This window comes from Segatella copri (assembly GCF_026015465.1).
Lineage (GTDB): Bacteria > Bacteroidota > Bacteroidia > Bacteroidales > Bacteroidaceae > Prevotella > Prevotella copri_E.
In genome coordinates this window covers 110,860-137,555 of the sequence record NZ_JAPDUQ010000006.1, presented here as the reverse complement: position 1 = coordinate 137,555, position 26,696 = coordinate 110,860, and the positions used below count along the sequence as shown (strand labels likewise).

Sequence of the window (26,696 nt, the reverse complement as noted above, 5' to 3'; positions counted from 1 at the left end):
TATTTTTTTAATGTTAGTTTATTATCCTCTCAGGATGATGGTTTTCATCCATTACCCCTACATATACAGTAGGTATCCAAGGGTATACCCCTTGCTTTGTTTGGGTTTATCGATTTAAATAATTAGGTTTGCGGCACCAGCCACCAGGATATGGGAGAGCCAAAGGATAGCAAGTCCGATGACGCCACCCATCAAAGCTTTCCAGCCAATATTGCGGAAATACCACCCCATGTGCATACGTTCCATCTTCATCAGGGCAAGACCGCTGATTGTACCGATACCAAGAACGTTACCACCAGCCATTACGCAATATGCAATCATCTGCCAGTAGATACCATTGGTATGATAATCAGTAAGCATGCTGAATGAAGGATCATTCACATTTGCCAGATCATGAAGGGAGAAAAAGTTCATGGCTGTAGCAAAGTTGTCAAGTACAGTACTGATGATACCAGCCAAAACGCCATGCAACAGCACGCCAGAACGCTTATCATCCATACCGACAGAGTTGAGAAGAGTAGCAAAATCGTCAAAAGCACCGGTCTCCTTCACCACTCCGATGGCAAGCATGATACCCATCACGAAGAGAATCATCTGGACGACTCCATATTGGAACACTCTAGGAGTGCGACGGTCAGCCATCGCATCCATATTCATGAGTTTACGGTTGAATATCTCGTTCACAATCCAAAGTACGCCCAATACGCAGAGCGCACCGAGGAAAGGACTTAATTTCGTAATATTATGGAAGGTAGGGATAAACCACAATCCACCGATGCCCACAAAGAGCATCAGCAAGCGCTGCCATACATTGAGACGGGTATCATCCCCGCGGTATGGCATAGCAATCCATTCTGTCTCTACTCTTTCAGGCAGCATGCGCTGCATCATCAACAACGGAATGAGCCAGGCTGCAAGACATGGCAGCAGAAGCGACAGAAAATAATGAGTAGCCGTTACAGCACCCATATTCCACATCACCAGTCCTTCCGGATTTCCGATAACGGTAAGAGCTCCGCCACAGTTGGCAGAAAGAAGAATGGCACCTCCATACACCATGCGCTGACGACGGTTTGGAATTACTCCATGCATCATCGTAAGCATCATCACTGTTGTAGTAAGATTATCGAGATTTGCCGAAATAACAAAGGTCACGGCAGCGAGAATCCATAGCATTTTCTTGGCGCTTCGGGTACGTAACAACTGGCGTATGAAATCGAAGCATCCGTTGTTATTGAGAATTTCAACTATCGTCATAGTGGCTAGCAGGAAGAGTACGATTTCTGCTGCTCTACCCACATAAGGAAGGAAGATGTTACGGGCAATAAAATACTTAACCGTTGTACTGGTGGATTCTATCTCGTTCCACATTCCGAGATTCAGATAGCGTGAATAATCAGAAGAGTGTTCACTGGTCACGAAGTCCATACCGAAACAGATATAGAGAACCCATCCTACCGTTCCAGCAAAGATGGCTACGGCAGCACGGTTCACCTTGGTAATATTCTCGGTTGCAATGAGAATATATGCCAGTATCAGTATGGCAAGGATGACTAGTGTCATATCATTATTTTATTATATTCATTACATTTTGGGCGCAAAGGTAACAATTATTTTGTTATCGCCAACATTTCGGTGTCTTTTTTTAATGAATTTAACTCATTTTCATACAAATGAAAATTTCGCCCGTTTTTTCGTTCGCCATAATTTTTCTTCCCTCTTCATTTTCATCATAGAATCAGATGAAAACACGGATTACAGAGAAGAACACCACAGGAAGAAATATCGAGGAGGAAGTTATCAGAATATTTAAAAGGTTATGCGTATATATAATATTATGTATTTCCCCGAAGGAACCCACCAAAAACAGCGATTTTAGTTAAATATTACTAACAAAAAGAAGAAAATCAAGAGTAAATGCCTGTAACTCAAAGAAAATGAGTAATTTTGCGCCCGATTTATACAATTCACATAAAGTCAAACTTTATTAATTTTAATTTTTTAATTATTTTTTATGTCAGATTTAAAGAACGTAAAGCCATTGGACGACTTCAATTGGGATGAGTTTGAGAATGGCACAAGCGCAAACGTCAGCAAAACAGACCTCGAGAAGGCCTATGACGAAACTCTTAACAAGGTAACAGAACACCAGGTTGTAGAGGGTACAGTAATCTCTGTAGACAAGAAAGAGGTTATCGTAAACATCGGTTACAAGAGCGATGGTATTATCCCTGCTTCTGAATTCCGTTACAACCCAGACCTCAAGGTAGGTGACAAGGTTGAGGTTTATGTAGAGAACCAGGAGGACGTAAAGGGCCAGTTGGTACTCTCTCACAAGAAGGCTCGCCTCAGCAAGTCTTGGGAGCGTGTTAATGCAGCTCTCGAGAACGAGGAAGTTATCCAGGGTTACATCAAGTGCCGTACTAAGGGCGGTATGATCGTTGACGTTTTCGGTATCGAAGCTTTCTTGCCAGGAAGCCAGATCGACGTTCACCCTATACGCGACTACGACGTATTCGTAGGCAAGACAATGGAGTTCAAGGTTGTAAAGATCAACCAGGAGTTCCGCAATGTCGTTGTATCTCACAAGGCTCTCATCGAGCAGGAGCTCGAGCAGCAGCGTAAGGAGATCATCGGCAAGCTCGAGAAGGGTCAGATCCTCGAGGGTACCGTTAAGAACATCACTACTTACGGTGTATTCGTTGACCTCGGCGGTGTTGACGGTTTGATCCACATCACAGACCTCTCTTGGGGCCGCGTAAGCGATCCACACGAGGTTGTATCTCTCGACCAGAAGATCAACGTTGTTATCCTCGACTTCGATGAGGAGAAGAAGCGTATCGCTCTCGGTTTGAAGCAGCTCACTCCACATCCATGGGATGCTCTCGATGAGAACCTCAAGGTAGGTGATCACGTGAAGGGTAAGGTAGTGGTTATGGCTGACTACGGTGCATTCGTTGAGATTGCTCCAGGTGTAGAGGGCTTGATCCACGTATCTGAGATGTCTTGGAGCCAGCACTTGCGTTCTGCTCAGGACTTCATGAAGGTAGGTGACGAGGTAGAGGCAGTTATCCTGACTCTCGACCGCGCTGAGCGCAAGATGAGCCTTGGTATCAAGCAGCTCAAGGAAGATCCATGGGAGGCTATTGAGGCTAAGTATCCTGTAGGCAGCAAGCACACAGCTAAGGTTCGCAACTTCACTAACTTCGGTATCTTCGTAGAGCTCGAGGAAGGTGTTGATGGTTTGATCCACATCTCTGACCTCTCTTGGACTAAGAAGGTTAAGCACCCATCTGAGTTCACTTCTGTAGGCGCTTCTATCGACGTAGTAGTTCTCGAAATCGATAAGGAGAACCGTCGCTTGAGCCTCGGCCACAAGCAGTTGGAGAAGAACCCATGGGATGAGTATGAGGCAATCTACACTCCAGGTTCTGTTCACCAGGGTACTATCACTGAGTTGATGGACAAGGGTGCTGTTGTAGCTCTCGCTGAGGGTGGTGAAGGTTTCGCTACTCCTAAGCACCTCACTAAGGAGGACGGCGCAATGGCTAAGAAGGGCGAGACTCTCGACTTCAAGGTTATCGAGTTCGTTAAGGAGACAAAGCGCATCATCCTCTCTCACTCTCGTACATTCGAGGAGGGTAACGAGCCAGTTGCTAAGCCAGCTCACAAGCGTGCAAACGGCGGTCGCAAGAACAACAACGAGACAGCTATGATCAACAACGTTGCTGCTAGCACATCACTCGGTGATATCGATGCACTCGCTAAGTTGAAGGCTCAGATGGAGGGCAAGGCTTAATCTTAAACAGATCAGGCTTTTGCTATTCATTAGCTAAATAACATTCAGGGGACTGAAATTTCAGTAATGAGATTTCAGTCCCCTTTTTTATTATGTGTATTAAAAAAAATAAACTATCGGGCACTATCTGCCTACTTAGGTAAACTCATCTCTACTAAATCATGTCTTAAAACCACAAATTCATGTTTTTTTCTATCATAACATGTCGAAAAACACAAAAACCTTTGGTGGTTTCAAGTTTTCTGTTTATCTTTGCAGAAGATAAGCTGCACTCGGCAATTTGTAAGCAAGCTTACATTGCGCTCGTTTGCATTATCTTTGCAGAAGATAAGCTGCACTCGGCAATTTGTAAGCAAGCTTACATTGCGCTCGTTTGCATTATCTTTGCAACCGATAAAGCAATAATTTATATGAGCTAGAGAAATCATTCTCTCAAGAATTATCTGAAAAGAAAGAGAAGCGATTCTCCAGATTACAAAAGGAAAAGAAAGTTCAAGATATGAAACAGTCAAGATTAATAGTAGCCGCTCTATCAATGAGTTGTATCACTACCCTCTCCTCCTGCTTCAAGGAAGAACCGCTCAATGCCGAATGCGACATCGAGCAGGCATTCGTTGCTACCAACGGACAGTGGGAAAACTGTTTCCTCAACGCCACTGATACGCTCAAGAACGTGATGTCAACAGATCAGGAAATCAGCTTCCTCGTGAAACGTGGCACCGACCTCAGCCACTTCGCTCCGAAGTTCAACCTCACTCCTGGCGCTACCCTATCACCTGCCAACGGTTCTGAACAGGACTTCACCAACGGTCCGGTCATCTATACCGTAACATCAGAAGACGGCAGCTGGAAACGCCAATATAAAGTGGGATTCACCTTCCCACCCATCATCTACGAAGAGATGAAGTACGATTTTGAAAACTACTTCCTCAACGAAAACAAGCCTATACACAGATATTATGTATGGAGCGACAAGAACGATGATGGTACGCTCGCCAACAACTGGGCCACCGGAAACCCGGGCTTCAACATGAGCAAGGGTTCGGCAAAACCGGATGAATACCCTACCGTGCCCGTGAAAGAAGGCTACGACGGCGCCTGCGTGAAACTCACCACCTGCGACACCGGAAGCTTCGGTTCGATGGCCAAGATGCCTATTGCTGCCGGCAACCTCTTTATCGGTAAGTTCGATGCCACACAGGCACTGAAGGATGCCATGAAGGCTACCCAGTTTGGCGTGCCGGTAAGTTTCAAGCCTACCAGATTCAGCGGCTACTACAAATACAAGCGTGGCGATGTGTTCACCAACCGCCAGAAGAAGGTGGTGGAAGGCAAGAAAGACTACGGCACCATCTATGCCGTGTTCTACGACAACCACGACGAGGAGGGCAACAGCGTCGTGCTCTATGGCGACAACGTGCAGACCAGCCCACAGGTAGTGGCACTCGCCATCGTGCCTGATATCGACGACACACCAGAGTGGACCCACTTCGACATCGACTTCATCTACAAGAAGGAGGTGGATGCACAGAAGCTGAAGAACATGGGCTACAGCATGGCCATCGTCAGTTCATCGAGCGTAGAAGGCGCCTCGTTCATGGGAGCCATCGGAAGCACCCTGTGGGTGGACAAGTTCCGCATCACCTGCGAAAAAGAATAAGAAGATCTACAAAAAAAGAAAAGACGAAGATTTACAAAAAAGAAGACAAGACAATGAAAAAGTCATTCATCATATCAGCCGTTGCCCTATCCCTATGTTCTACCCAGGCATGGGGACAGAAGTTGGGAGAACTGCTCCACAACTTCACCTATCAGGCACGCATCGGCTACAACCTGGGTGGCACTGCCCCTATCGGCATGCCTGCCACCATCCGCACCCTGCACAGCTATTCGCTGCGCCCTAACCTGCTGCTCGGCATCGATGCCCACTATCCTCTGGACAACAAGTGGGGACTGATGTTCGGCCTCCACTTCGAGGGCAAGGGTATGAAGATTGATGCGGGCGTGAAAAACTACCACATGACCATGGTGAAAGGTGGTGAGCAGCTGGAGGGTATGTTCACGGGCAACGTGATAACAAAGGTTGACCAAAGCCTTGCAACCATCCCAGTACAAGCCACTTACGACATCACGGAGAAGCTTCGCCTGAAGCTGGGACCTTACTTCTCTTATGTCACCGCACATAAGTTTGAGGGCAGTGCCTACGACGGTTATCTGCGACAGGGTGACCCTACGGGACCTAAGGTTGAGCTGGGTCATGAGGACGGAGAGCGTGGCGAATACGACTTCTCAAGCGATATGCGCAACTGGCAGTTTGGTATTGATGTGGGTGCCGACTGGTATTTCTCGAAGCGCTGGGGTGCCTACGTGGGCTTAACCTGGGGCTTGACGGAAGTATTCAAGAAAGACTTCCACGTGATAGAGCAACCGATGTATCCTATCTACGGCACCATCGGACTGAGCTATCAGCTGAAATAAATCGAGCTATCAGCTGAAATAAGGAAATTAACTCCAGAATCTCTATATATAATAATGTATAGGAAAGGAAAATTATATCAAAATAAAAGAAAGGAAAAATTATGAAGAAGATTTTTACTTTAGTAGCAGCAGCGCTCTGCTCTATGTCAATGATGGCAAAGGAGTATACCTGCCCTCTCGTGGTTAACATGATGGGAACGGACATGCCAGTGGGCGACGTGAAGGTGAACGTAGATGAGCAGGGAGAAGGCAAATATACCATGAGTCTGCTCAACTTCAAGATGAACGATTACATGCAGATTGGCAACATCGTTATCAAGGACGTAGAGGCAACAAAGTGTGGCAACGTCATCATGCTCAATGCAGCAAAGGACATCCAGATTACTGAGGGTGACGACAAGAACGTAGAATGGATGGGACCAGGTCTCGGCAACGTGAACATCATCTTCAAGGGAGAACTGAAGGGCGACAATTTCAACGCCTACCTCAATATTCCATTGGCTGGCGGCATGATTGTCGGCGTGAAACTCGGCAAAAATTGCAATGAGATGGGTCAGTTGCCAAACGCCGGTTTCGAGAAATTCCACGAGGCATCTTACAACGACGCCAAGAGTCAGGAGCCTAACGGATGGCACTCATTCATGAGTTCTACCGGCAGCATGGCAAGCATGGTTTCAGAAGCTGTACATACCTATGCATCTTCTGAGGTGCGCGAGAACGCAGCAGAAGACAACAAGCAGTGTGTAAAGATTGTTTCAACTCCAGTGAAAGTGGGTACATTGGTTGTGGCTTCTGCCAACGGTACCATCACCACCGGCCGCTTGAAGGCTGGCAGCATGACTGCATCAAGCAAGGACAACTGCTCATTCCTGGATTTCACCTCAAAAGATGTTGATGCCAACGGCGAACCATTCTATGCAGTGCTCAACAACAAGCCAGATGCCATGAAGGTTTGGGTGAAGTTCAAGGCTGGCGATGGCAACAAGAATCCTAAGGCTACCATCAGCGCCCTCTTGACCAATGGCGAGTATGCTCAGGACCCAGAGGATGACAAGTATGCTGCCAACATCATCGCCCGTGCCCAGAACTCTTCTATCGAGAGCAAGGACGAGTGGCAGGAGATCACTATCCCATTCACCTACGATAATGAGAATGAAATGCCTAAGGCAGCCCTGGTTACCATGTCAACCTGCGCTGTGCCAAGCGGCGGCAGCAAGAGCGAGACCAACCCAGACGTATTGTATGTGGACGATGTAGAAATGGTTTACAATGCTGATGTAAAGAAGGTTACCATGGATGGTGAGGACATTACAAATAAGTTTGATGAAGCTGGTGGCTTGGAGATTGAAGGCTACAATAAGGCTTTGGATATCAATAACTTCCAGTTGGAGGCCATCGGTGCCGGTGCCTATGTTACCAAGAAGATTACTAACGATGATTTTAATACCTACGTAAGCTTCACCGTTACATCTAACGACTTGAAGAACAGCGTAACCCGCACCATCACCTTAACAGGCTATACCACTGGCATCAAGAACTTGGAGACCATCACCTTGCCTAATGGCGTGAAGGCCATCTACAACATGGCAGGTCAGCAGGTTACAGACATGCAGCCAGGTCAGGTTTACATCGTGAAGTACACCAACGGTGAAACCAAGAAGATGATTAAGAAGTAATAGTTTTTTATATAGCACACAAAAATCCCCGGTTATCTTTTGATGGATGGCTGGGGATTTTTTTGTTCATAGCTGGTTCAGCAGGGCTTTTGTGCTATCATCCTGTTTTTCAGGTACAAAAAAAAGATTGCATCAGCGGAAATACTTCCAACCAATGCAATCTTCAGTTTTCTTTAATCTAGAGGCTAAACACTTTCTTACGAGAAAAATTCTCGAAAGAAAAGAGCCTAGCGTCGGATTTACTTCACCTTTGCAACGATAGCCTTGAAAGCCTCAGGGTTGTTTACAGCGAGGTCAGCGAGAACCTTACGGTTAATCTCGATACCAGCCTTGTGAAGAGCACCCATCAACTGGCTGTAGCTCATACCATCGAGGCGAGCAGCAGCGTTGATACGCTGAATCCACAATGCGCGGAATGTGCGCTTCTTGTTACGACGATCGCGATAAGCGTAGGTAAGACCCTTCTCCCAAGTGTTCTTAGCTACTGTCCATACATTCTTGCGAGCTCCATAGTAACCCTTAGTGAGCTTCAAGATTCTTGTTCTTTTTGCTTTTGATGCAACGTGATTTACTGATCTTGGCATAATTTTTTTTCTTTAAAAGTTCGACTAAAAAGTTAATAATTAACGGAGGCAGAGCAAGTCGCGAACCTGCTTCAAGTTTGAACGGTCTACGAGAGTCTCGCCGAGGAGATTTCTCTTCTGCTTCTTTGTCTTCTTAGTCAAGATGTGACTGTGAAAAGCGTGATGACGCTTAATCTTACCTGTACCGGTGAAACGGAATCTCTTCTTTGCGCCGGAATTAGTCTTTACTTTTGGCATTTTTACTTTTAATTTTAAATTGTTATTTATTATAGCGATGGCAACGCATATACCAGGGCGTTACGCATCTTTTTCTTTACTTTGAACTTTGTGATTACCTTTTTACCTTGGGATTGTAAAAATCCGTGTAATCCGTGCCAAATTCAATTACTCAGCCTCTTCTGCGAGTTTCTTCAGGGCATCGCCGCCTTTAGCATTGGCGAGCAAGCCATTCTTCTCAGCATTAGCAGCGCGCTCTGCATCTGCAGCAGCCTTAGCTTCAGCCTCTCGCTTCTCACGGTCCATCTTCTGCTGGCTCTTCTTTGCAGTACCAGCCTTCTTAGGACTCATATAGAGGAACATCTTCTTACCTTCAAGCTTTGGCATCTGCTCTACCTTTCCGTACTCTTCCAAATCATTGGCGAAACGGAGAAGAAGAACCTCACCCTGCTCCTTGAAGAGAATAGAGCGACCACGGAAGAAAACGTATGCGCGAACCTTGTTGCCCTCGTTGAGGAACTCCATAGCGTGCTTGAGCTTGAACTGATAGTCGTGCTCATCGGTCTGAGGTCCGAAACGGATTTCCTTGGTCTCCACCTTTACCTGCTTCTGCTTCATTTCCTTTGCATGTTTCTTCTGCTGGTAAAGGAATTTAGAATAGTCAACTATACGGCAAACTGGTGGTTGCGCATTAGGAGATATCTCGACTAAGTCAAGCTCTTGCTGACGTGCCAACTCCAACGCCTTACGTGCTGGCATCACTTCTGCTCCACCATCACTCACTACTCTCACGTCGCGTGCACGAATCTGTTCGTTTACGCGGTACTGATTTTTCATTTTGTCATTTTTCATTAACTATTCGATATATTCTTTTTTTGTCTTTTTGATTAAACGGCTGCAAAGTTACGATTATTTTGTGAAACCACCAAATTTTCAGTGGGTTATTTTCATTTTTGCCCGCAGATTCTTTGTTTTTCTAATGGATTTAATGTTTTAACCCCACAGATTGATATATTTAATCCCGCAAATTGATATATTTTAGTCCCACAGATTTCACAGATTAACACAGATCTTTATGATTAAGAAACTAAATCTGTAAAATTCTGTGAAATCTGTGGGACTTAAGAAAACAATAAATCAGTGGGGACTAAGAAAAGCTTTCAATCCATGGGAGTATATCCATTGACTTTACGGAAGATTGATTTTCGTATATCTGTGGTGGAAAAATTGACCAATATTCCAAGATGCTTCTTCGCCACACGCAAATACGTAAGCAATTGCTTATGAAAGACATCTTTCATTTCTGCCACAGACTTCAGTTCGACTATGACTTTATCTTCTACAAGAATATCCAGACGGAAATCTACAGGCAAAACCTTACCATCATACATGACATCCAACTTTACCTGATTCTCTACCCTAAGTCCATCTTTGCGCAACTGATAGCACAGAGCTGCTTCATAAACCGACTCAAGTAAACCTGGTCCCAATTCATTATAAACCTTATAAATAGCTCCAATGATCTTATAAGATATCTCATTTTCTGTCATAACCAAACGATTTTAAAATCCTCCTTAACAAAAAAAATCTCCCACAGACGTCACAGTTGTTACAGATATTCAACAGAACACACAAAAATCTGTGTAAATCTGTGAAATCTGTGGGACTAAACCCTCAACACAAAAAATCTGTGTTAATCTGTGAAATCTGCGGGAGATTAGAAAATATCAATCTGCGGGATTACTCTTCAGCGGCCTTCAATTGCTCTGCAACCTCGGCATTGATGCGCTGAGCGAACTCTTCCATGCTCATGGTAGCCTGTTCGCCACCACCCTGCTTACGCATAGATACCAAGCCCTCGGCACTCTCCTTCTCACCAACGATAACCATGTAAGGAACACGCTTCAACTCGTTGTCACGAATCTTGCGGCCTATCTTCTCGTTACGGTCATCAACCAAAGCACGTACACCCTGCTTGTCAAAGTACTGACGTACCTTCTGAGCATAGTCGTTGAACTTCTCTGAGATTGGAAGAATTGCTACCTGGTCTGGAGTCAACCACAATGGAAAGTGACCGGCTGTATGCTCGATGAGAACGGCTGTGAATCGCTCCAATGAACCGAATGGTGCACGGTGAATCATCACAGGAGTTTTCTTAGAGTTATCCTCGGCTGTATACTCCAACTTGAAACGCTCTGGCAAGTTGTAATCCACCTGGATGGTACCCAACTGCCAACGACGACCGATGGCATCCTTTACCATAAAGTCGAGCTTAGGACCATAGAAGGCTGCCTCGCCAATCTCCTCACGAGTCTCAAGACCCTTCTCCTTGCAAGCCTCTCGGATAGCGTTCTCACTCTCTTCCCAAATCTCATCAGAACCGATATACTTCTCTGTATCCTTAGGGTCGCGGAGAGAAATCTGTGCCTCGTAGTTCTCGAAACCGAAAATCTTGAATACCTTCAGGATTACGTCGATTACGTTCTCGAACTCTGTCTTCACCTGCTCAGGACGAACGAAGATGTGGGCATCATCCTGTGTAAAGGTACGAACACGGGTCAAACCGTGGAGCTCACCGCTCTTCTCATAGCGGAACACAGTACCGAACTCAGCGATACGCAAAGGAAGGTCCTTGTAAGAACGAGGCTTACGAGCGTAGATTTCGCAGTGGTGAGGACAGTTCATTGGCTTGAGCATATACTCCTCATCCTCCTCCGGAGTCTGGATAGGCTGGAATGCATCCTTGCCATAGTGAGCATAGTGACCAGATGTAACATAAAGACTCTTGCCACCGATACCTGGGCAGATAACCTCCTGATAGTTGTAAGGCTTCAGGAGAGAACGGAGCAACTCCTGCAAACGGAGGCGGAGCTGTGTACCCTTTGGCAACCAGATAGGAAGACCCTTACCTACACGCTCTGAGAACATGAAGAGTTCCATCTCCTTACCGATCTTACGGTGGTCACGCTTCTTAGCCTCTTCGAGAATTACCAAGTACTCATCGAGCATCTTCTTCTTAGGGAAGCTGATACCGTAGATACGGGTCATCTGCTCGCGCTTGGCATCACCGCGCCAGAATGCACCAGCCACACTTGTAATCTTCACAGCCTTGATAAGGCCAGTGTTCATCAAGTGAGGACCACGACAGAGGTCGGTGAAATTGCCCTGGGTATATGTGGTGATGGTACCATCCTCCAAGTCCTGCTCAATATGCTCGCACTTGTAAGTCTGACCGTCAGCCTTGAACTCAGCGAGAGCATCAGCCTTAGCCACCTCCTTGCGAACCACAGGTTCGTTCTTTTTGGCAAGTTCCATCATCTTAGCCTCAATCTTGGCGAAATCATTCTCTGAGATCACCTGACCCTCGGCTGGCATCACGTCGTAGAAGAAACCACTCTCTACGGCTGGACCGAAACCGAACTGGATGCCAGGGTAAAGCTCCTGAAGAGCCTCAGCCAACAAGTGGGCAGATGTATGCCAGAATGTGTGCTTACCCTGCTCATCCTCAAACTTGTAGAGTTCTACATTTGCATCCTCATTGATAGGACGGTTCAACTCTACTGTCTCACCATTAACACCGCAAGATACAACGTTGCGAGCGAGAGCCGGTGAGATGCTCTCGGCGATTTGTAAGCCAGTTACGCCCTGTTCATACTCACGAACAGATCCGTCTGGGAATGTGATTTTTACCATAACAACTTAGTATTTTTATTAAATCGTCTGCAAAAGTACGATTTCTTTTTGTAACAAGCGAATAAAAATGCATTTATTTTGCTAAACTTTGCTAATACCTCTTTATATTAAGGGCTTTTAAGACCGAAAATGCTGAGATATTGAAGTTTTCATCTGCTTTTCTACCAATATTTCGTAACACTTTGTAAAATTCAGATACATTTTTAGCCAATAAGTTTTGGAGAAACAAATATTTTCATTATCTTTGCATCCGATAACGTGACAAAATGTAAAGAAACATAGAAAATGGCAAAACCAAAGATTCTCATCATCTATACCGGTGGTACCATCGGTATGGGAAAGGACCCGATGACAGGTGTACTGGAACCTCTTGATTTCAATCACCTCGTTTCTTCCATGCCCGAATTCAAGCTCATTCAGGCAGAAATCGATGTGCGAAAATTCGACCCACCTATCGATTCCAGCGACATGGATCCAATGCGCTGGGCAGAAATCGTAAGCATGATATCCAACAACTACAACGACTATGACGGATTCGTAATCCTTCATGGCACTGATACTATGGCTTACACTTCGTCTGCCCTATCTTTCATGCTTGAGAATCTGACCAAGCCTGTAATATTGACAGGTAGCCAGCTGCCTATCGGTGAATTGCGAACCGACGGCAAGGAGAATCTGATGACAGCCATAGAGATTGCTTCTGCCAAGAATGCTGAAGGACGCCCTATGGTGCCCGAGGTATGCATCTTTTTCAACGGCAAGCTGATTCGCGGTAACCGTGCCATCAAGATCAATGCCGAGGGATTTCATGCTTTCGAATCATTCAACTACCCTCACCTCTGCGATGTAGGAATCAATTTCCAATATCACGACCATCACATTCTTACGCCGGATTACAGAAAGCCAATGGTTCCACACCTGAAGCTCGATCCGAACGTCATCGTGTTCAGTCTCTTCCCAGGTATCCAGGATAACATTGTGCGCCACGTGATGGAATCACCAGACCTCCGCGGCATCGTGATGCGTACTTTCGGTTCAGGCAATGCTCCTCACACGCCATGGATCATGCGTCTTCTGGATCAGGCTGCCCATCGCGGAGTAAACATCGTGAATATCAGCCAATGTCTTACGGGCAGTGTAGAGATGGAACGCTACGGAGCCGGCTTCCAGTTGAAAGCAGCTCATGTGATAAGCGGATACGATTCTACGGTAGAGGCTATGGTCACCAAGATGATGTATCTGCAGGGAAGATATGCAGATAACAAAAAGGTAAGAGAAAAACTGACCGAATCCCTGGCGGGCGAAATCTCTATATAGTATAAGGTGAAATCTTCATCCATATAATGAAGCAATGAAGTTAATGACAGTCTCCCGATAGTGTATACGATTAAACTACAGATTGGCAAACTGTCATTTACTTGCTCATTATGAGTCATTTAGCGAAACAAAGAAAATTACCCTACAAAACCGAATAGTATTACAGGAAATATGCAGAAAACATTTAACGAAGGTTAAATATTGACAGTTTTTTGCCAAAAAACTTGTTGCATATCATTTTTTGTGTAACTTTGCAGCGTAGAAAAAAAGTAAAAGATCAGTATCCTTATTAGATACCAATCCGTAATATAAATTAATAAATCAACAAAACCAACAAATTATGAACATTAACAAGGTAAAGGAGTATGGTGAGTTCGTAGAAATTGCGGCTCCTGTAGAAAGAGCAACAGCTGAAGAGTATCCAACAGTATTAGGCGGAGAAATTTGGTACAACTAAGAACTTCCTGCTAAGGATTCCTATCCTTTGTAACCGATAGTTTTTCCTTTAGCAGACTTGAAACAAGAGGCTATTTTTATTTGATTCAGAACATCTTATAATTTTTAGCAGACACATTATTAGCTCAATGATAAAGGCTCAATCCTCGAATAAAATCGGGAACTGAGCCTTTATTGTGTTTATATCTTACCATCGAGATATACGGAATCGGATATTAGTGCTTACCACAGCAGCCGCCCTCTCCGTGTTCGTGATGATGCTCGTGCTTGATACCACCCTCTACAGCCTGATGCTGGTCGCGGAGCAGATCGTTCACGGTCTTCACTGGGTTGAATGTACCGAGAGGAACCTCTACAAATACTGTATTCCAGTCACTCATCGCACCATTCCAGAGACCTGGCAACTCGAGTGCCTTCAAATCCTTACCATTCTTACTCTTGCTGGAGATGAAACCGGTAGATGGATCAACGAACTTAGGAAGATCGAAGGCATTGCCCCGGTAATCCTTGGTCGCGCAGACGAGATCTACCGGGTTGAAGTGAGTACCCTCGGTGAACATCTTCATATACTCCTCGTTATTCTTGTCAATCTGAGAGCTCTCCAAAATCTGAAGGCTTACCGTGCCATCCTGATTATAGGTAAGGAATGGACCACCACCAGGCTCGCCCACGTTCTTAACGACACCGCAGACACGCATAGGACGGTTCAACTTCTTACGCAGATAGATAACCAGTTCGGCATCCTCCAGCTCCTTGATATCAGCCTTACGGCAGCAGAGGTCGCGCTGAACGAAGCGGATAATCTCCTCCAGCTTCTCATGGTTGTACTGACCAGAATCCAAAACCTTCAGATAATCGAAAGCCTGCTTCTGCAAAGTAACCAATACACCTGCAATCACCTGCTTCCAGGTAACAGTCTCAGCCTTCAGGCGATCAGGAACCACATTGTCAATATTCTTGATGAATACCACATCAGCATCAATCTCGTTGAGGTTCTCGATGAGTGCACCATGACCGCCCGGACGGAACAGCAAAGAGCCATCCTCGTTGCGGAAAGGAGTATTGTCTGGATTGGCAGCGATGGTATCGGTGCTAGGCTTCTGCTCTGAGAATGAGATATTGTACTTGATGCCGTAGTGCTGTGCATACTTATCTGCCTTCTCGGCTACCATCTGCTTGAAGAGTTCCAGGTGGTCGTGAGAAACGGTAAAGTGAACATTTGCCTCGCCGTTGCTGCTAGCATAGAGCGCAGCCTCAACCAGGTGCTCCTCCATTGGGGTGCGAACCTCGTCCTCATACTCGTGGAACTGGAGCAATCCCTTAGGCAACTGTCCGTAGTTCAATCCCTCTGGCTTGAGGAGATTAGCCACGATAGCCTTGTAATCGCCCTTCTTGATAAGGCACATAATGCCCTTCTCGTTGTTTACATGGCACTTATCGCAGAGTGCCTTGCGGAAAGCAAACTTCTTGATATTCTCGAAGAATTGTTTTTCGAAGTCAGTAGTAGGAACATCGTATGGAGCATCCAGGAACGCGAACATGTTCTTGAACATGCGGCTTGCCGCACCTGAAGCAGGTACGAACTTCACAATCTTGTGACCCTCAGCCTTGTAGTCGTTCCACGCCTTCTCGTAGTTCTCTACTTCCTGAGCTGTAGGAGCCATGATACCCTTACCGATGGCAGCCGCACCCTCGAGCTTGAGGAATGGGAAGCCATTCTTGATTTGTTCCAACTGGTGTTCAATCTGCTGTTCGGAGATACCGCGAGCAGAGATTTGGTTTAGATCTTGCTGATTCATAATACCATATTTATGTTAAATTTACACTATATGTGCTACAAAGATAATAGTTTTTTCTGATAATCAGAAATATTTCCGCTTTTTTTTGTACCTTTGCAATGAAAATTTAACGAAGTACGCGGTTTTTAACGCCGAAACGCCATTGTTTGTCAAATTTAAAATAGAATATTGCAACATGGTTAGTAAATTATCAAAAGAGCACGACAGAAGGTCGGGGCTATCACACTACCTCTATGGGGTATCTAACTTGTTCATCAGCGGAACCGGTATAGGCGGATTATCTCCAATGATTACCGGTGACGAGATGGGGGTAAATAATATACTCTGCCTTGTACTTGGAGCAATAGCAGCTTTTGTATTTGCGTATAGTGCAAACAGAGTTATGAAGTATAACGATAAATAAGAAACAATATGGAACTATATACTATATTTATGGGGCTAGGAGCCTTGATAGGTGCCAGCTTTGCCATCTGGCTCAACACTAAGTCTGGTCAGAAGTGGATAGACGAGTTATAAAACTCAATAATATATCATCAGCAGGAGGGAACGACAATGAATGAAACACCTTTTAAATTCACATCCGAAGAAAAGGAACAGACACTCCAGATACTAGAGCGCCTGAGAACCGCCGTGGGCGATACATTCAAGCCAGGCGATGAGCAGCATCTGCGTGAAGACATACAGCATGCCTTCATCAACCATCAGATTAAGCGCAATGTCTTCGGAATGAATCCAATACTCGCTGCCCTGCAAACCGCAGAAATCGCAGTAAACGAGATAGGTCTGAAACGAGATGGCATCATCGCCATTCTGATGCAGACCAGCGTTATCGATGGCTATCAGACCATCGAAGAGATACAGAAGAAATACGGAGATAGCGTAGCCCACATTATCAGTGGTCTGCTTCGCATCCACGATTTATACAAGCGCAACCCTATCATCGAGAGCGAGAACTTCAGAAATCTGCTTATCTCATTCTCTGAGGATATGCGCGTCATCCTCATCATGATTGCCGACCGCGTGAACGTGATGCGACAGATACGCGATACCAAACAGGAAGAGGCAAAACATGAAGTAAGCGAAGAGGCAAGCTACCTCTATGCCCCACTCGCCCACAAACTGGGACTCTACAAGCTGAAGAGCGAACTGGAAGACCTCAGTCTGAAGTATCTCGAGCACGATGCCTACTATATGATAAAGGACAAACTGAACGCCACCAAGGCTTCGCGCGATGCCTATATCGCCCGCTTCATCCAGCCAATCCAGGAGAAGCTCGATGCTGCCGGTCTGAAATATCACATGAAGGGCCGCACAAAGAGTATCCACTCCATCTGGCAGAAGATGAAGAAGCAGAAGTGCGCCTTCGAGGGTGTATACGATCTCTTTGCCATCCGTATTATCCTCGATGCACCAAGAGAGAAAGAGTATATGCAGTGCTGGCAGACCTTTGCCCTCATCACCGACATGTATCAGCCAAACCCAAAGCGTATGCGCGACTGGCTCAGCGTGCCTAAGAGCAACGGTTATGAAAGTCTGCATACCACTGTGCTGGGTCCTGAAAACAAATGGGTAGAGGTACAGATCAGAACCGAGCGCATGGACGATATTGCAGAGCACGGACTCGCTGCCCACTGGCGCTACAAGGGCATCAAGCAGGGAGAAGGCGGTATCGACGAATGGCTTGCCAATATCCGTGCTGCCCTGGAAAGCAACGATGATCTGCAGCTGATGGACCAGTTTACCACCGACCTGAAGGAAGACGAAGTATACGTGTTCACTCCAAAGGGCGACCTGCTGAACTTCCAGAAGGGAGCTACGGTACTCGACTTTGCCTACTATATCCACTCCCGCATCGGCAATACCTGTGTGGGCGGAAAGATTAACGGAAGAGCCGTCACCTTCCGACAGGAACTCCATTCGGGAGATCAGGTAGAAATCCTCACACAGAGCAACCAGAAGCCACGCCGCGAATGGCTCAACATCGTGCAGACATCCAAGGCTAAAGCCAAGATTCGTCTAGCGCTGAAGGAAACCCAGAAGAAGGACGGCCTCTATGCCAAGGAACTTCTGGAGCGCCGATTCAAGAACAGGAAACTGGAAATTGATGAGAGCATCATGGCGCGCATCATCAAGAAAATGGGATATAAGGAGAACTCAGACTTCTATAAGGATGTAGCCGAGGAGAAAATCGACGTGAACAGCATCATCGAGAGATACATAGAGGAGCGCGACCACGACCTGAACCTCGCCAATACCAACAAGCCTGCAGAAAGTGCAGAGAATTTCGAGTTTGAGAATCCTACCGAGGAACTGATGAAACAGAGCGACGATGTGCTGGTTATCGATGAGCACCTCAAGGGCATCGATTTCGAACTGGCTCATTGCTGCCACCCTATCTACGGCGACCCAATCTTCGGATTCGTTACCATCAGCAAGGGTATCAAGGTACATCGCATGGATTGTCCTAACGCCAAGGAACTGCGCCGCCGTTTCGGTTACCGCATCGTGAAGGCGAAATGGAGCGGCAAGGGAACATCCAAGTATGCCATCACGCTCCGCATCATCGGAAACGACGATATCGGTATCGTGAGCAACATCACCAACATCATTTCCAAGGAAGACAAACTCATCATGCGAGGCATCAACATCTCTTCCAAGGATGGTCTCTTCTCTGGCAATGTTACCGTAATGATTGATGATGCTGGCAAGACCGATGCACTCATCAAGAAACTGAGCGCCGTGAAGGGCGTTAAGCAGGTAACGAGAATATAAAACCGGAATACATAAAAAAATCCCGCAGAGAAAAACTGCGGGATTTTTTTATTTCGACTTATTCAAGCGCTTGATCACAGAATAAGCATCATACAAACCAAGTTCTCCTGCCTTTGAAAGATCCTGGATGGCAGTCTGCTTATTGCCACTCTTGGCTCGTGCTATACCTCTATTATAATAAGCCTCTGCAAGGCGGTTATCAATTCTCAAGGCAATGGTATAATCATCTATTGCCTTTGAAAGTTCGTTTCTGCCTGCATGAAGATTACCTCTATTATAATAGATGTAAGCATTGTTACTGTTCTGGCGGATGGCATCACTGAAATCAGCCTCGGCAGAATGGATGTTCAGAACACCCTTGCCCTCAGCCTTGTTAAATTCATCCATCTCAGCCTGGCAGACAGCACGCTGCCAGTAAGCCAAAGAATTCTTGTCATCGAGCGAGATATAATAGGTGAAATCACTGATGGCAGCCTCAAAATCACGAAGTACACTATGAGCGATGGCCCTGCGCATCAGGAGACGTTTTTTGGTTTCATTATCGCTCGCCACACTCAACTCTGCCGAAAGTTTATCAATCATCGAGAATATCTTCATAGAACCATTCTCATCGAGTTGCTCCTTACTGCAAACGATATAAACCTTGTCTGCCTTGGTATGCTGATTGAGCGCATCAACCTCCTTGTCATAGGCCTGAACTCCATTTACATTCTGATTGTTTGGGAAATAAGAGAGCTGATACATCGGCAGGAAGGCGGTTTCTACCTGACGGTTCTGAACCTTACCACGATACTCGCTCTTATAGTTGTGTTCATACTTCGGTTCGTCATCTACTACCAGCGAAGCAAACTTATTCGGGTCAACCTCAGAGCGCTTACGCATCTCCTTCTTGGTCTTTGCGCTCCATCTCGGCTGGATTCCGATATGCTTGTTCATCTGCGCCTTGAAGATACGGAATTCATCCATCTCTGCCTTAGCTGTCATGCCCAGGCGTCGGTAACAGCTGGCACGGTTAGATAAACCGGTCCAGAAGTTAGGGAACTGGTTAATAACCATAGTATAATCCTTGATGGCAGCTCTCAGATTACCGGTCTTGTCATGCAATAGAGCTCGGTTGAAGATAGCCATGAAGTTCTGGGGTTCCATCTTGATAATGAAGTCGAAATCAGTGATAGCACGGTTATCATCACCCAACTGTACACGCATCAGTCCTCTATTATAATGAGCCATGAAATTGTTGGGATCCAGATCAAGGGCATTGTCATAATCGCTCATCGCCCCCCTGAGGTTATTCAGATTGATACGCGCCAAAGCACGGTTAATGTAACTGTTCACATTGTTAGGTTTGAAATGCAGACTCTTGGTCAGCGCCTCATCTGCCGTTTTCCATTCCTTTCTAGCCAGCGCCATATAGGCACGCGTAGTCCAGGCATCCCCATCATACGGATTGAGCTGCAGACTCTTGTCTAGCCATTTCTCAGCCTGCACGGTATCTTTCTGATGCAGATACACTTCAGCCTTGAGCGAATAAGCATTCGACCAGTCTTTCCATTTTCCCACGATGGTATCCAGTTCCTGCTGCGCCGCCTCATACTTTTTGTTTTCCATCTGGCAGATAGCCCGGTTGAACCAATAGTTGCGGTTACGCGGTTCCAGTCTGATAGCCTCATTATAGTCAGCTATCGCATCATCAAACCTGTTTTGTCTGATGCGACAGATGGCTCTCAAGTCATAAATATCATTGATATAGGGATTGAGATGCAACGCCTCGCTGGCATCACTTTCGGCACCCGTAAAGTCATCCAGATTAAATTTTGCCACACTGCGGTAATACCAAGGCTCATACAGATAAGGCTTGGCACCGATAGCCAGATTAAAATACTTGATTGAAAGGACGAAATCCTCATAATACAATGCACTCCGACCGGCCGTAACAAGTCGGTCTACACGATATTGGGCAGAAGTCGACATGGTGCCCATTACCATAAAAAGAACTAAGAGAATCTTCTTCATCTGTTCGTAACTCTCTGAAATAAAACCTATTGAATGTAGAATAAAAAAATATAGTAAGCCCAATCGTCACGATTACCATGAAGCTTACTATATTTTCGGAAGAACTATCGACGTATCTTAGTACGATAGGCAGCACGGAAATTGCCCTTGATGATACTCTTGAGCTTTCCTGCTATCATGTTCTTGCGAAGAGGAGACACACGGTCAACAAACATTGTACCCTCCAAATGATCAAATTCATGCTGCATCACGCGAGCCAGATATCCCCCTATCCACTCATCATGTTCATTAAAATCCTCATCCATATACTTTACATGGATGCGTGTAGGACGAACCACATTCTCATTGATACCAGGAATAGAAAGACATCCCTCTTCAGAAGAGTCGGTATTTTCCTCATCGCGCTCTAGGATATGGGCATTGATGAAAGCATGACGGAATCCTTTATACTCAGGGAAATCCTCGCTGAGCACATCCAGGTCGATAACAACGAGGCGGATAGGCAAGCCAATCTGAGGTGCAGCCAGTCCGATGCCGTTGCTGGAATCAAGGGTTTCATACATATTATTAATCAACACCTTGAGATCTGGATAATCAGGTGTAATATCTTCAGCCACTTTTCTCAGCACTGGCTGACCATAAATATAAATCGGTAAAATCATTATCTTCTTGATTGCAAATAATCTTGTAATATGATGGTAGCACTTATCTCGTCTACCAATCCTTTATTTTCTTTTCTCACTTTCTTCTTTACACCTCCATCTATCATGGCTCTATGTGCCAGGACTGATGTAAATCTCTCGTCATAATATTCAATTGGAATTTCAGGATGAGCCTTTCGCCAACGGTTGTAGAAGTTTTCTACTCTTGCCAGGTTTTCACTTGGCTGCCCGTTAGGTTGCATCGGTTTTCCGATAACAATGCGCTCCACCTGTTCTTTCTGAATATAAGTTTCGATATAAGTGAAAAGTTCATGTGTAGAAACTGTGGCCAACCCATTGGCAATAATCTGCAATGGGTCGGTCACAGCCAGTCCGGTACGTTTTTTACCGTAATCTATAGATAAAATTCGCATTAATCTACGGATATCTTATCCTTATATAATATCAGATTACTTCTTAAGGAGTAACCAAGCATCAGGATACTTACCAGCGCGAAGCTGATTGCGGCTCTTGACTGCAGCAGCCTTATCAGCAAATGTAGAAGCTACCACGCGATACATGTTACGCTCTGTGTTCAAGGCGATCTGAGCATCGTAGCCAGCGCTCTTCAATGTACTAGCCAATCCCTCAGCGTTAGCCTTGAGAGAGAAAGAACCAACTACTACGCTATAGCTTGACAAGCCAGAACCAGAGATGAGAGAAACATCCTCAGAACGAACAGTAGCATTATCAACCTCTGTCTGCTCATCAGAAGGAGCCTGAGTCTCGAGAGGAGCTACAACTGGTTCCTGAGCAACAGGAGCCTGAGCTGCCTGCTGTTCCTGCTGCTGAGCCTTCTCATATGCCTTCTTGTATGCACTTTCCTTAGATGTACCACAACTTGCGAGCGCCAAAACTGCGCACATTCCCATGCTTAATACTGTAATTTTCTTCATAATTCTTATTCGTTTTATTGCTTATTATTGTTGTTCATTCAATATAAATTTCGCATTATGCGTTTTTTACTCTGCGAAAATACAAAAAAATGCCCGAAAAACGAAGAATATGCCGCCTAAAGTTTGTTAAATAAGGCTATTAAAACATTTTTAATGAAAAATTAAGGCTAAAAGGCTTGTTTTTTAAAGAGAATTTAGTATATTTGCATTGTCAAATGAAAATGACAAGAAGATAATCGTTTAACGTTTAAAATTTATAGCATATGAAAACATTAGGTTACATTGGTGCTTTCCTCGGCGGTGCTATCGCCGGTACAGCACTCGGTTTGATTTTCGCTCCTGAGAAGGGTGAGGATACACGTAGTAAGATTGCAGGTGCAGTAGACGATTTCTGCAAGAAGCACGACATCAAGTTGAGCCGTAAGGACGTTGATGATCTGGTTGACGATATCAAGGACGCAGCTCCTGAGGTTTAATCATCACCTATCATGATGTTCTCTAACGATAAAAATGTAGAAACTATCGGGCAGCTCATTGAGGTGCTTAAACATTACATCGGGCTTCAGAGCGAATATCTGAAGCTCGATGTTGTGGATAAGGTGGTACGCCTGCTTACAGTCATCACCATGACGGTGGTACTCCTGGGCTTACTTACGCTTACCCTCATTTACCTATCCTTTGGCGCTGCTTTTGCATTGGCAGACTTAATAGGTAGTCTGACTTTCGGATTCTGCATTGTTGCTGCAGTATACCTATTTATATTAATATTATTTGTAATTTTCCGCCATAAGTGGATCGAGAGACCATTGGTCAGATTTCTGGCAAGCCTCTTAATGGAAAAATAACCTCCTTTTCGCAACATGACAAATCATTCAGAAATCACAGAATATAATTCCTTAAACGATATCCGACTCAAAAAAGAGGCGATACGCAAGGAAATTGATGCCGATGATGCCAAGATTCAGACTTTATGGAACTCGCTTTTCACAAAACCTGAAATCCTGTCACGCAATGCGAGTCCTAGCAAGCGACTGCAGAGTTTGCTGCAGGTGGGAGCAGGAGCATTCGACGGTGCACTGTTGGCTTGGAAACTTTACCGGAGATTCAAACCTCGGAAGAGATGAACCATATACCGTTTTGGGGAAAGGAAAGATGCCTTGAAAAAAGGTATTTTTTAGTCACCCAAAAGGGGATAAAAACAAAAAAGGGTCGCCGCTGCGACCCCAATACCTTGTTAACCTTAAATCTAATACTATGAAAAACACACATGCAAATATAGAAATAATCTATGATACTCGCAAATTTTTCTTAGCAAAAGATCTATTATTTTAATTTAATTAACTTTTACCGACCTATTTTTAGGCCTTTTTCAATAAAAGTTCATCTATTTTCTACATATATCTCCATTCCATCGAAGCCAAATTTAAAGCCTTCGGGCAGCCTTTTATTCGCCTCATCGTGAAAACCTATCTGATGAGTCACATGGATAAAATAAGTATGTTTTGCTCCTATCCTGCGCGACACCTCAATAGCATCAGATACAAGCTGATGGCTGTGATGTGTTTTCTCAAATCTGAGTGCGTTAATTACGAGTGTTTCCACACCATCCAAATAAGCATACTCTTCATCACCCATAGATTTCATATCAGTAATATAGGCAAACTTACCAAACCGATAGCCGAGAATAGGCATCTTATCGTGCATCACACGAATAGGAACAAACTCAATGTCACCTATCTGATAATGCTCATGCGGATGAATGGTATGCAATTTAAGTTTCGGAGCTCCAGGATATAGCTTTTCTGCAGCCTTCGGAAAGCAGTAAGGCATCGTATGAGGCAGCCCCGCAGTAACGATTTCATCGCCATAGATATTAATATCACCAAAGATACAGAAAGGGCGCAAATCATCTATGCCACCAACATGGTCGTAATGGATATGCGTAATCAGGACGCCATCTATCTTCCTGAAAGGCACACGCAACAACTGCTGTCGGATATCAGGTCCGGCATCTATCAGAATACGGGTATTCTCCGTTTCTATCATTGCTGCACTACGCAATCTTTTATCATGCGGATCCGTACTTCGGCACACCTCACAGTTACACCCCAATGAAGGCACACCGCCCGATGTGCCTGTACCTAACAATATTACTTTGAACATTGAAATTTGAACTTTATTATATGAATATATTACTTTGAACACTGAGCTTTATACTTAAACCAAAGAGCCAAATCTAGTAACGATATACTAAACATAAAGTTCAAAACTCAATGTTCAAAGTTCAATGTTACTTCACATTCACTTCCGGATGAATCTCTATGCCAAACTTCTGCTTCACATCCTCCTGGATGGTCTCACAGAGTTTTACGATTTCCTCGCCCGTAGCGCCGCCACGATTCACTAGCACCAGTGCCTGCTTATCATGCACACCGGCCCGTCCCAGACTCTTTCCCTTCCATCCACACTGATCAATCATCCAGCCAGCCGGAATCTTTTCATGAGAATCATCGATTGTATAATGAGGCATACCCGGATAAAGAGCAGCCAGTTCTTGGTACTTAGCCTTCTCTACAATAGGATTCATAAAGAAACTGCCTGCATTACCCAATACCTTAGGATCAGGCAATTTTGCCTCTCTAATTTCTATGATGACATCACGAAGTTGCTGGGCTGTAGGCTCAGCAATACGCTTAGCCTCGAGCGCAGAACGGATATTACCATAATCCAGATCCGGACGGAAGGTCTTCTGCAAACGGTAAATCACATGCGTCACCAGATACTTATCCTTCCACTCATGCTTAAATTTACTCTGACGGTAACTATACTCGCAGTCAGCATTATCAAACACCACTACCCTGCCCGTAGCTATCTCAACCGCTTCCACCTTATATATAATATCCTTGGCTTCCACACCATAGGCACCAATATTCTGAACCGCACTGGCACCTACTTCACCCGGAATAATACTCAGATTTTCAACTCCATGATAGCCATGCTCTACGGCATAAGCTACCACATCATCAAACACCTCACCACTACCACAGGAAAGGAATACCCAATCCGGATTGCACAAAGCATCATCCGCCTCTGCAGCTGCCAAGGTCTTGTTGTCTAGAACCTCAATACCCATAATAGCCGAATGGAGCACCGTACCTGCATAATCACCGGTCAGCAAGAGATTGCTGCCACCACCCAGAATGAGCAGCGGCTGATCTGCCTCTGTCAGCAAGCCCACAATTTGCCGGGCTTCCTCAACCGATTCATACTCCAGAAACCTGCTGCATTTGGCATCAATGCCAAACGTATTGTGAGCCAAAAGGCCATAGTTACGAATATCCTTCATATCTGGTTAAACTATTACTACTAACTAAAAAGCTACATATTCAGTTTGATCAGTTCCCATTTTCCTCCATTTTTTTTGAAAGTAAGAGAGGTTTCCATACCATTGGCGATACCACGAATCACGAAGATTTTCTGGTTGCTTTCGGTATATTTCTGACCATAGATAACATTGTAAATCATGCCATGAGGTAGTTCTGGCGCAAAGGCAGGCCATGATTCCGGTTCTATATCGCCTGTCATCGTACTGAAATCATCATCAGGATCAGGGCCGGTAAACTTCACCGGATTATGGATGTGGCGAGCCTGGAAAGCAGTATCAGTAGCAAAATGGCCGTAAAACTTCAGGAAACTGGCATTATTATTCTGATACATAGGCTTGTAGCAGATGCTAGTCATCATCCACTGACCATTGATGCGATTAAACACAAACTGCTGAACTGTCTTTCTACTATAGAACACCTTTTCTATTACTACATGATCGATAGTAGTATCCTTCATCAGTTTCATCTGTTTCTGATTATCAAAAATCAGCGTGTAATAATCCTGGCGCATGAAGAAATGCTCCATCTTCCAATGTTTTTTTTCTATCTTCTTGGTCAGTTTCTTACCGTGATATACCGGCAACGGGAAGACAATACGACTTTTCTGCAACTTTCTGTTAGCTGCAAAATTAAACACAAAATCATCAAAAAGCTCGTCAGCCGCCTTTGGCATCGGAGTCTCCTCTATCAGCTGTTCTGTAGAGTCCATCGCTTGGGTGTCGGCAATTACCGTATCAGATGAAGCCGAATCAATGGCAGGCGCAGGCTTCTTGTCTGTGCATCCCACAGACGTGAAACAAACGATGGTAAGCACCGCCATTAACACCGTTAATAAACAGAGTTTTTTCATAAACCTATTAAATTTCTCAAATTTTCCATGCAAAAGTACAACTTTCTTTTGAATTATTTC

General features: G+C 45.0%; 24 protein-coding genes. 10 read left to right on the top strand and 14 right to left on the bottom strand.

The genetic code is table 11. The features are described from left to right. Window positions 1-114 precede the first annotated feature (114 nt). Window positions 115-1,563, bottom strand: coding sequence for an SLC13 family permease (locus tag ONT08_RS16095; protein ID WP_264960443.1), 1,449 nt, complete (start codon window positions 1,561-1,563; stop codon window positions 115-117). Between the two features lie 451 nt (window positions 1,564-2,014). Between ONT08_RS16095 and rpsA the strand changes: the two genes are divergently transcribed. The 4 genes from rpsA (at window position 2,015) to ONT08_RS16075 (ending at window position 7,953) form a co-directional block, all read left to right on the top strand. Then, on the top strand, window positions 2,015-3,799 hold the full coding sequence (gene rpsA, locus ONT08_RS16090) for a 30S ribosomal protein S1 (protein ID WP_117586285.1): 1,785 nt from the start codon (window positions 2,015-2,017) through the stop codon (window positions 3,797-3,799). 499 nt (window positions 3,800-4,298) lie between these two features. After that, window positions 4,299-5,459, top strand: coding sequence for a PCMD domain-containing protein (locus ONT08_RS16085; RefSeq protein ID WP_182429247.1), 1,161 nt, complete (start codon window positions 4,299-4,301; stop codon window positions 5,457-5,459). 53 nt (window positions 5,460-5,512) lie between these two features. Next, window positions 5,513-6,277 (top strand): porin family protein, encoded by a 765-nt coding sequence (locus tag ONT08_RS16080; RefSeq protein ID WP_264960442.1) that lies wholly within the window; start codon window positions 5,513-5,515, stop codon window positions 6,275-6,277. A 101-nt stretch (window positions 6,278-6,378) separates the two neighbouring features. After that, on the top strand, window positions 6,379-7,953 hold the full coding sequence (locus tag ONT08_RS16075; protein ID WP_264960441.1) for a calycin-like domain-containing protein: 1,575 nt from the start codon (window positions 6,379-6,381) through the stop codon (window positions 7,951-7,953). Between the two features lie 239 nt (window positions 7,954-8,192). Here ONT08_RS16075 and rplT read toward each other — a convergent pair whose 3' ends face one another. The 5 genes from rplT to thrS form a co-directional block, all read right to left on the bottom strand. After that, on the bottom strand, window positions 8,193-8,537 hold the full coding sequence (gene rplT, locus ONT08_RS16070; protein WP_006846863.1) for a 50S ribosomal protein L20: 345 nt from the start codon (window positions 8,535-8,537) through the stop codon (window positions 8,193-8,195). A gap of 39 nt (window positions 8,538-8,576) precedes the next feature. Then, window positions 8,577-8,774 carry a 50S ribosomal protein L35 gene (gene rpmI / locus ONT08_RS16065; RefSeq protein WP_006846865.1) on the bottom strand — a complete coding sequence of 66 codons (198 nt, stop codon included), beginning with the start codon at window positions 8,772-8,774 and terminating at the stop codon, window positions 8,577-8,579. A gap of 147 nt (window positions 8,775-8,921) precedes the next feature. After that, window positions 8,922-9,605, bottom strand: a complete 684-nt coding sequence (gene infC, locus ONT08_RS16060) for a translation initiation factor IF-3 (RefSeq protein WP_118085536.1) — start codon at window positions 9,603-9,605, stop codon at window positions 8,922-8,924. A 308-nt stretch (window positions 9,606-9,913) separates the two neighbouring features. Continuing rightward, the gene (locus ONT08_RS16055) at window positions 9,914-10,303 is read right to left on the bottom strand and encodes a GxxExxY protein (RefSeq protein WP_117586280.1); all 390 of its coding nucleotides are present in this window, start codon (window positions 10,301-10,303) and stop codon (window positions 9,914-9,916) included. 190 nt (window positions 10,304-10,493) lie between these two features. After that, window positions 10,494-12,446, bottom strand: coding sequence for a threonine--tRNA ligase (thrS, locus tag ONT08_RS16050; protein WP_264960440.1), 1,953 nt, complete (start codon window positions 12,444-12,446; stop codon window positions 10,494-10,496). Window positions 12,447-12,731: 285 nt separating this feature from the next. Here thrS and ONT08_RS16045 point away from each other — a divergent pair, with 285 nt between their 5' ends. Continuing rightward, window positions 12,732-13,763 (top strand): asparaginase, encoded by a 1,032-nt coding sequence (locus ONT08_RS16045; protein WP_117586279.1) that lies wholly within the window; start codon window positions 12,732-12,734, stop codon window positions 13,761-13,763. A 671-nt stretch (window positions 13,764-14,434) separates the two neighbouring features. On the opposite strand, the gene ONT08_RS16040 is transcribed toward ONT08_RS16045, so the two are convergent. Beyond that, a complete protein-coding gene (locus tag ONT08_RS16040) occupies window positions 14,435-16,018 on the bottom strand; it encodes a DUF4301 family protein (RefSeq protein WP_264960439.1) in 1,584 nt (527 codons plus the stop codon). Window positions 16,019-16,193: 175 nt separating this feature from the next. On the opposite strand from ONT08_RS16040, the gene ONT08_RS16035 reads away from it, so the two are divergent. After that, window positions 16,194-16,421 carry a hypothetical protein gene (locus tag ONT08_RS16035; RefSeq protein WP_147379999.1) on the top strand — a complete coding sequence of 76 codons (228 nt, stop codon included), beginning with the start codon at window positions 16,194-16,196 and terminating at the stop codon, window positions 16,419-16,421. A 149-nt stretch (window positions 16,422-16,570) separates the two neighbouring features. Then, on the top strand, window positions 16,571-18,790 hold the full coding sequence (locus ONT08_RS16030) for a RelA/SpoT family protein (RefSeq protein WP_118201048.1): 2,220 nt from the start codon (window positions 16,571-16,573) through the stop codon (window positions 18,788-18,790). 48 nt (window positions 18,791-18,838) lie between these two features. On the opposite strand, the gene ONT08_RS16025 is transcribed toward ONT08_RS16030, so the two are convergent. The 4 genes from ONT08_RS16025 to ONT08_RS16010 all read right to left on the bottom strand — a co-directional run bounded on the left by ONT08_RS16025 (window position 18,839) and on the right by ONT08_RS16010 (window position 22,400). Next, window positions 18,839-20,803 carry a tetratricopeptide repeat protein gene (locus ONT08_RS16025; RefSeq protein WP_254973782.1) on the bottom strand — a complete coding sequence of 655 codons (1,965 nt, stop codon included), beginning with the start codon at window positions 20,801-20,803 and terminating at the stop codon, window positions 18,839-18,841. 104 nt (window positions 20,804-20,907) lie between these two features. Then, complete coding sequence (def, locus tag ONT08_RS16020) at window positions 20,908-21,465, bottom strand: peptide deformylase (protein WP_117586275.1); 558 nt, start codon at window positions 21,463-21,465, stop codon at window positions 20,908-20,910. Next, complete coding sequence (gene ruvX / locus ONT08_RS16015) at window positions 21,465-21,878, bottom strand: Holliday junction resolvase RuvX (RefSeq protein ID WP_006846875.1); 414 nt, start codon at window positions 21,876-21,878, stop codon at window positions 21,465-21,467. The genes def and ruvX overlap by 1 nt, the downstream gene beginning before the upstream one ends. Before the next feature lie 36 nt (window positions 21,879-21,914). Next, window positions 21,915-22,400, bottom strand: coding sequence for an SPOR domain-containing protein (locus ONT08_RS16010; RefSeq protein ID WP_006846876.1), 486 nt, complete (start codon window positions 22,398-22,400; stop codon window positions 21,915-21,917). A gap of 263 nt (window positions 22,401-22,663) precedes the next feature. Here ONT08_RS16010 and ONT08_RS16005 point away from each other — a divergent pair, with 263 nt between their 5' ends. The 3 genes from ONT08_RS16005 to ONT08_RS15995 are packed head-to-tail and all read left to right on the top strand — an operon-like array spanning window position 22,664 to window position 23,524. After that, window positions 22,664-22,876: a YtxH domain-containing protein gene (locus ONT08_RS16005; RefSeq protein WP_006846877.1), complete on the top strand. Its 213-nt coding sequence runs from the start codon at window positions 22,664-22,666 to the stop codon at window positions 22,874-22,876. 15 nt (window positions 22,877-22,891) lie between these two features. Continuing rightward, a complete protein-coding gene (locus ONT08_RS16000; RefSeq protein WP_118065445.1) occupies window positions 22,892-23,245 on the top strand; it encodes a phage holin family protein in 354 nt (117 codons plus the stop codon). A 15-nt stretch (window positions 23,246-23,260) separates the two neighbouring features. After that, entirely contained in the window at window positions 23,261-23,524 is a 264-nt protein-coding gene (locus ONT08_RS15995; RefSeq protein ID WP_022121618.1) for a hypothetical protein, read from the top strand. Window positions 23,525-23,780: 256 nt separating this feature from the next. On the opposite strand, the gene ONT08_RS15990 is transcribed toward ONT08_RS15995, so the two are convergent. From ONT08_RS15990 to ONT08_RS15980, 3 genes are all read right to left on the bottom strand, one after another. Beyond that, the gene (locus ONT08_RS15990; RefSeq protein WP_118085539.1) at window positions 23,781-24,563 is read right to left on the bottom strand and encodes an MBL fold metallo-hydrolase; all 783 of its coding nucleotides are present in this window, start codon (window positions 24,561-24,563) and stop codon (window positions 23,781-23,783) included. Window positions 24,564-24,690: 127 nt separating this feature from the next. Next, on the bottom strand, window positions 24,691-25,746 hold the full coding sequence (gene murB / locus ONT08_RS15985; RefSeq protein ID WP_119236504.1) for a UDP-N-acetylmuramate dehydrogenase: 1,056 nt from the start codon (window positions 25,744-25,746) through the stop codon (window positions 24,691-24,693). A 32-nt stretch (window positions 25,747-25,778) separates the two neighbouring features. After that, the gene (locus ONT08_RS15980; protein WP_119236505.1) at window positions 25,779-26,636 is read right to left on the bottom strand and encodes a DUF4348 domain-containing protein; all 858 of its coding nucleotides are present in this window, start codon (window positions 26,634-26,636) and stop codon (window positions 25,779-25,781) included. Window positions 26,637-26,696: the final 60 nt, after the last annotated feature.

What these genes read in the sequence shown, in the direction of transcription:
- ONT08_RS15995 (WP_022121618.1), top strand. Translation starts at nt 23,261, where the DNA reads ATGACAAATCATTCAGAAATCACAGAATATAATTCCTTAAACGATATC.
- ONT08_RS15990 (WP_118085539.1), bottom strand. Translation starts at nt 24,563, where the DNA reads ATGTTCAAAGTAATATTGTTAGGTACAGGCACATCGGGCGGTGTGCCT.
- ONT08_RS16095 (WP_264960443.1), bottom strand. Translation starts at nt 1,563, where the DNA reads ATGACACTAGTCATCCTTGCCATACTGATACTGGCATATATTCTCATT.
- def (WP_117586275.1), bottom strand. Translation starts at nt 21,465, where the DNA reads ATGATTTTACCGATTTATATTTATGGTCAGCCAGTGCTGAGAAAAGTG.
- ONT08_RS16030 (WP_118201048.1), top strand. Translation starts at nt 16,571, where the DNA reads ATGAATGAAACACCTTTTAAATTCACATCCGAAGAAAAGGAACAGACA.
- infC (WP_118085536.1), bottom strand. Translation starts at nt 9,605, where the DNA reads ATGAAAAATGACAAAATGAAAAATCAGTACCGCGTAAACGAACAGATT.
- ONT08_RS16005 (WP_006846877.1), top strand. Translation starts at nt 22,664, where the DNA reads ATGAAAACATTAGGTTACATTGGTGCTTTCCTCGGCGGTGCTATCGCC.
- thrS (WP_264960440.1), bottom strand. Translation starts at nt 12,446, where the DNA reads ATGGTAAAAATCACATTCCCAGACGGATCTGTTCGTGAGTATGAACAG.
- ONT08_RS16080 (WP_264960442.1), top strand. Translation starts at nt 5,513, where the DNA reads ATGAAAAAGTCATTCATCATATCAGCCGTTGCCCTATCCCTATGTTCT.
- rpsA (WP_117586285.1), top strand. Translation starts at nt 2,015, where the DNA reads ATGTCAGATTTAAAGAACGTAAAGCCATTGGACGACTTCAATTGGGAT.
- ONT08_RS15980 (WP_119236505.1), bottom strand. Translation starts at nt 26,636, where the DNA reads ATGAAAAAACTCTGTTTATTAACGGTGTTAATGGCGGTGCTTACCATC.
- ONT08_RS16085 (WP_182429247.1), top strand. Translation starts at nt 4,299, where the DNA reads ATGAAACAGTCAAGATTAATAGTAGCCGCTCTATCAATGAGTTGTATC.
- rpmI (WP_006846865.1), bottom strand. Translation starts at nt 8,774, where the DNA reads ATGCCAAAAGTAAAGACTAATTCCGGCGCAAAGAAGAGATTCCGTTTC.
- ONT08_RS16035 (WP_147379999.1), top strand. Translation starts at nt 16,194, where the DNA reads ATGGTTAGTAAATTATCAAAAGAGCACGACAGAAGGTCGGGGCTATCA.
- ONT08_RS16000 (WP_118065445.1), top strand. Translation starts at nt 22,892, where the DNA reads ATGTTCTCTAACGATAAAAATGTAGAAACTATCGGGCAGCTCATTGAG.
- ONT08_RS16025 (WP_254973782.1), bottom strand. Translation starts at nt 20,803, where the DNA reads ATGAAGAAGATTCTCTTAGTTCTTTTTATGGTAATGGGCACCATGTCG.
- murB (WP_119236504.1), bottom strand. Translation starts at nt 25,746, where the DNA reads ATGAAGGATATTCGTAACTATGGCCTTTTGGCTCACAATACGTTTGGC.
- ONT08_RS16045 (WP_117586279.1), top strand. Translation starts at nt 12,732, where the DNA reads ATGGCAAAACCAAAGATTCTCATCATCTATACCGGTGGTACCATCGGT.
- ONT08_RS16010 (WP_006846876.1), bottom strand. Translation starts at nt 22,400, where the DNA reads ATGAAGAAAATTACAGTATTAAGCATGGGAATGTGCGCAGTTTTGGCG.
- ONT08_RS16040 (WP_264960439.1), bottom strand. Translation starts at nt 16,018, where the DNA reads ATGAATCAGCAAGATCTAAACCAAATCTCTGCTCGCGGTATCTCCGAA.
- ONT08_RS16055 (WP_117586280.1), bottom strand. Translation starts at nt 10,303, where the DNA reads ATGACAGAAAATGAGATATCTTATAAGATCATTGGAGCTATTTATAAG.
- ruvX (WP_006846875.1), bottom strand. Translation starts at nt 21,878, where the DNA reads ATGCGAATTTTATCTATAGATTACGGTAAAAAACGTACCGGACTGGCT.
- ONT08_RS16075 (WP_264960441.1), top strand. Translation starts at nt 6,379, where the DNA reads ATGAAGAAGATTTTTACTTTAGTAGCAGCAGCGCTCTGCTCTATGTCA.
- rplT (WP_006846863.1), bottom strand. Translation starts at nt 8,537, where the DNA reads ATGCCAAGATCAGTAAATCACGTTGCATCAAAAGCAAAAAGAACAAGA.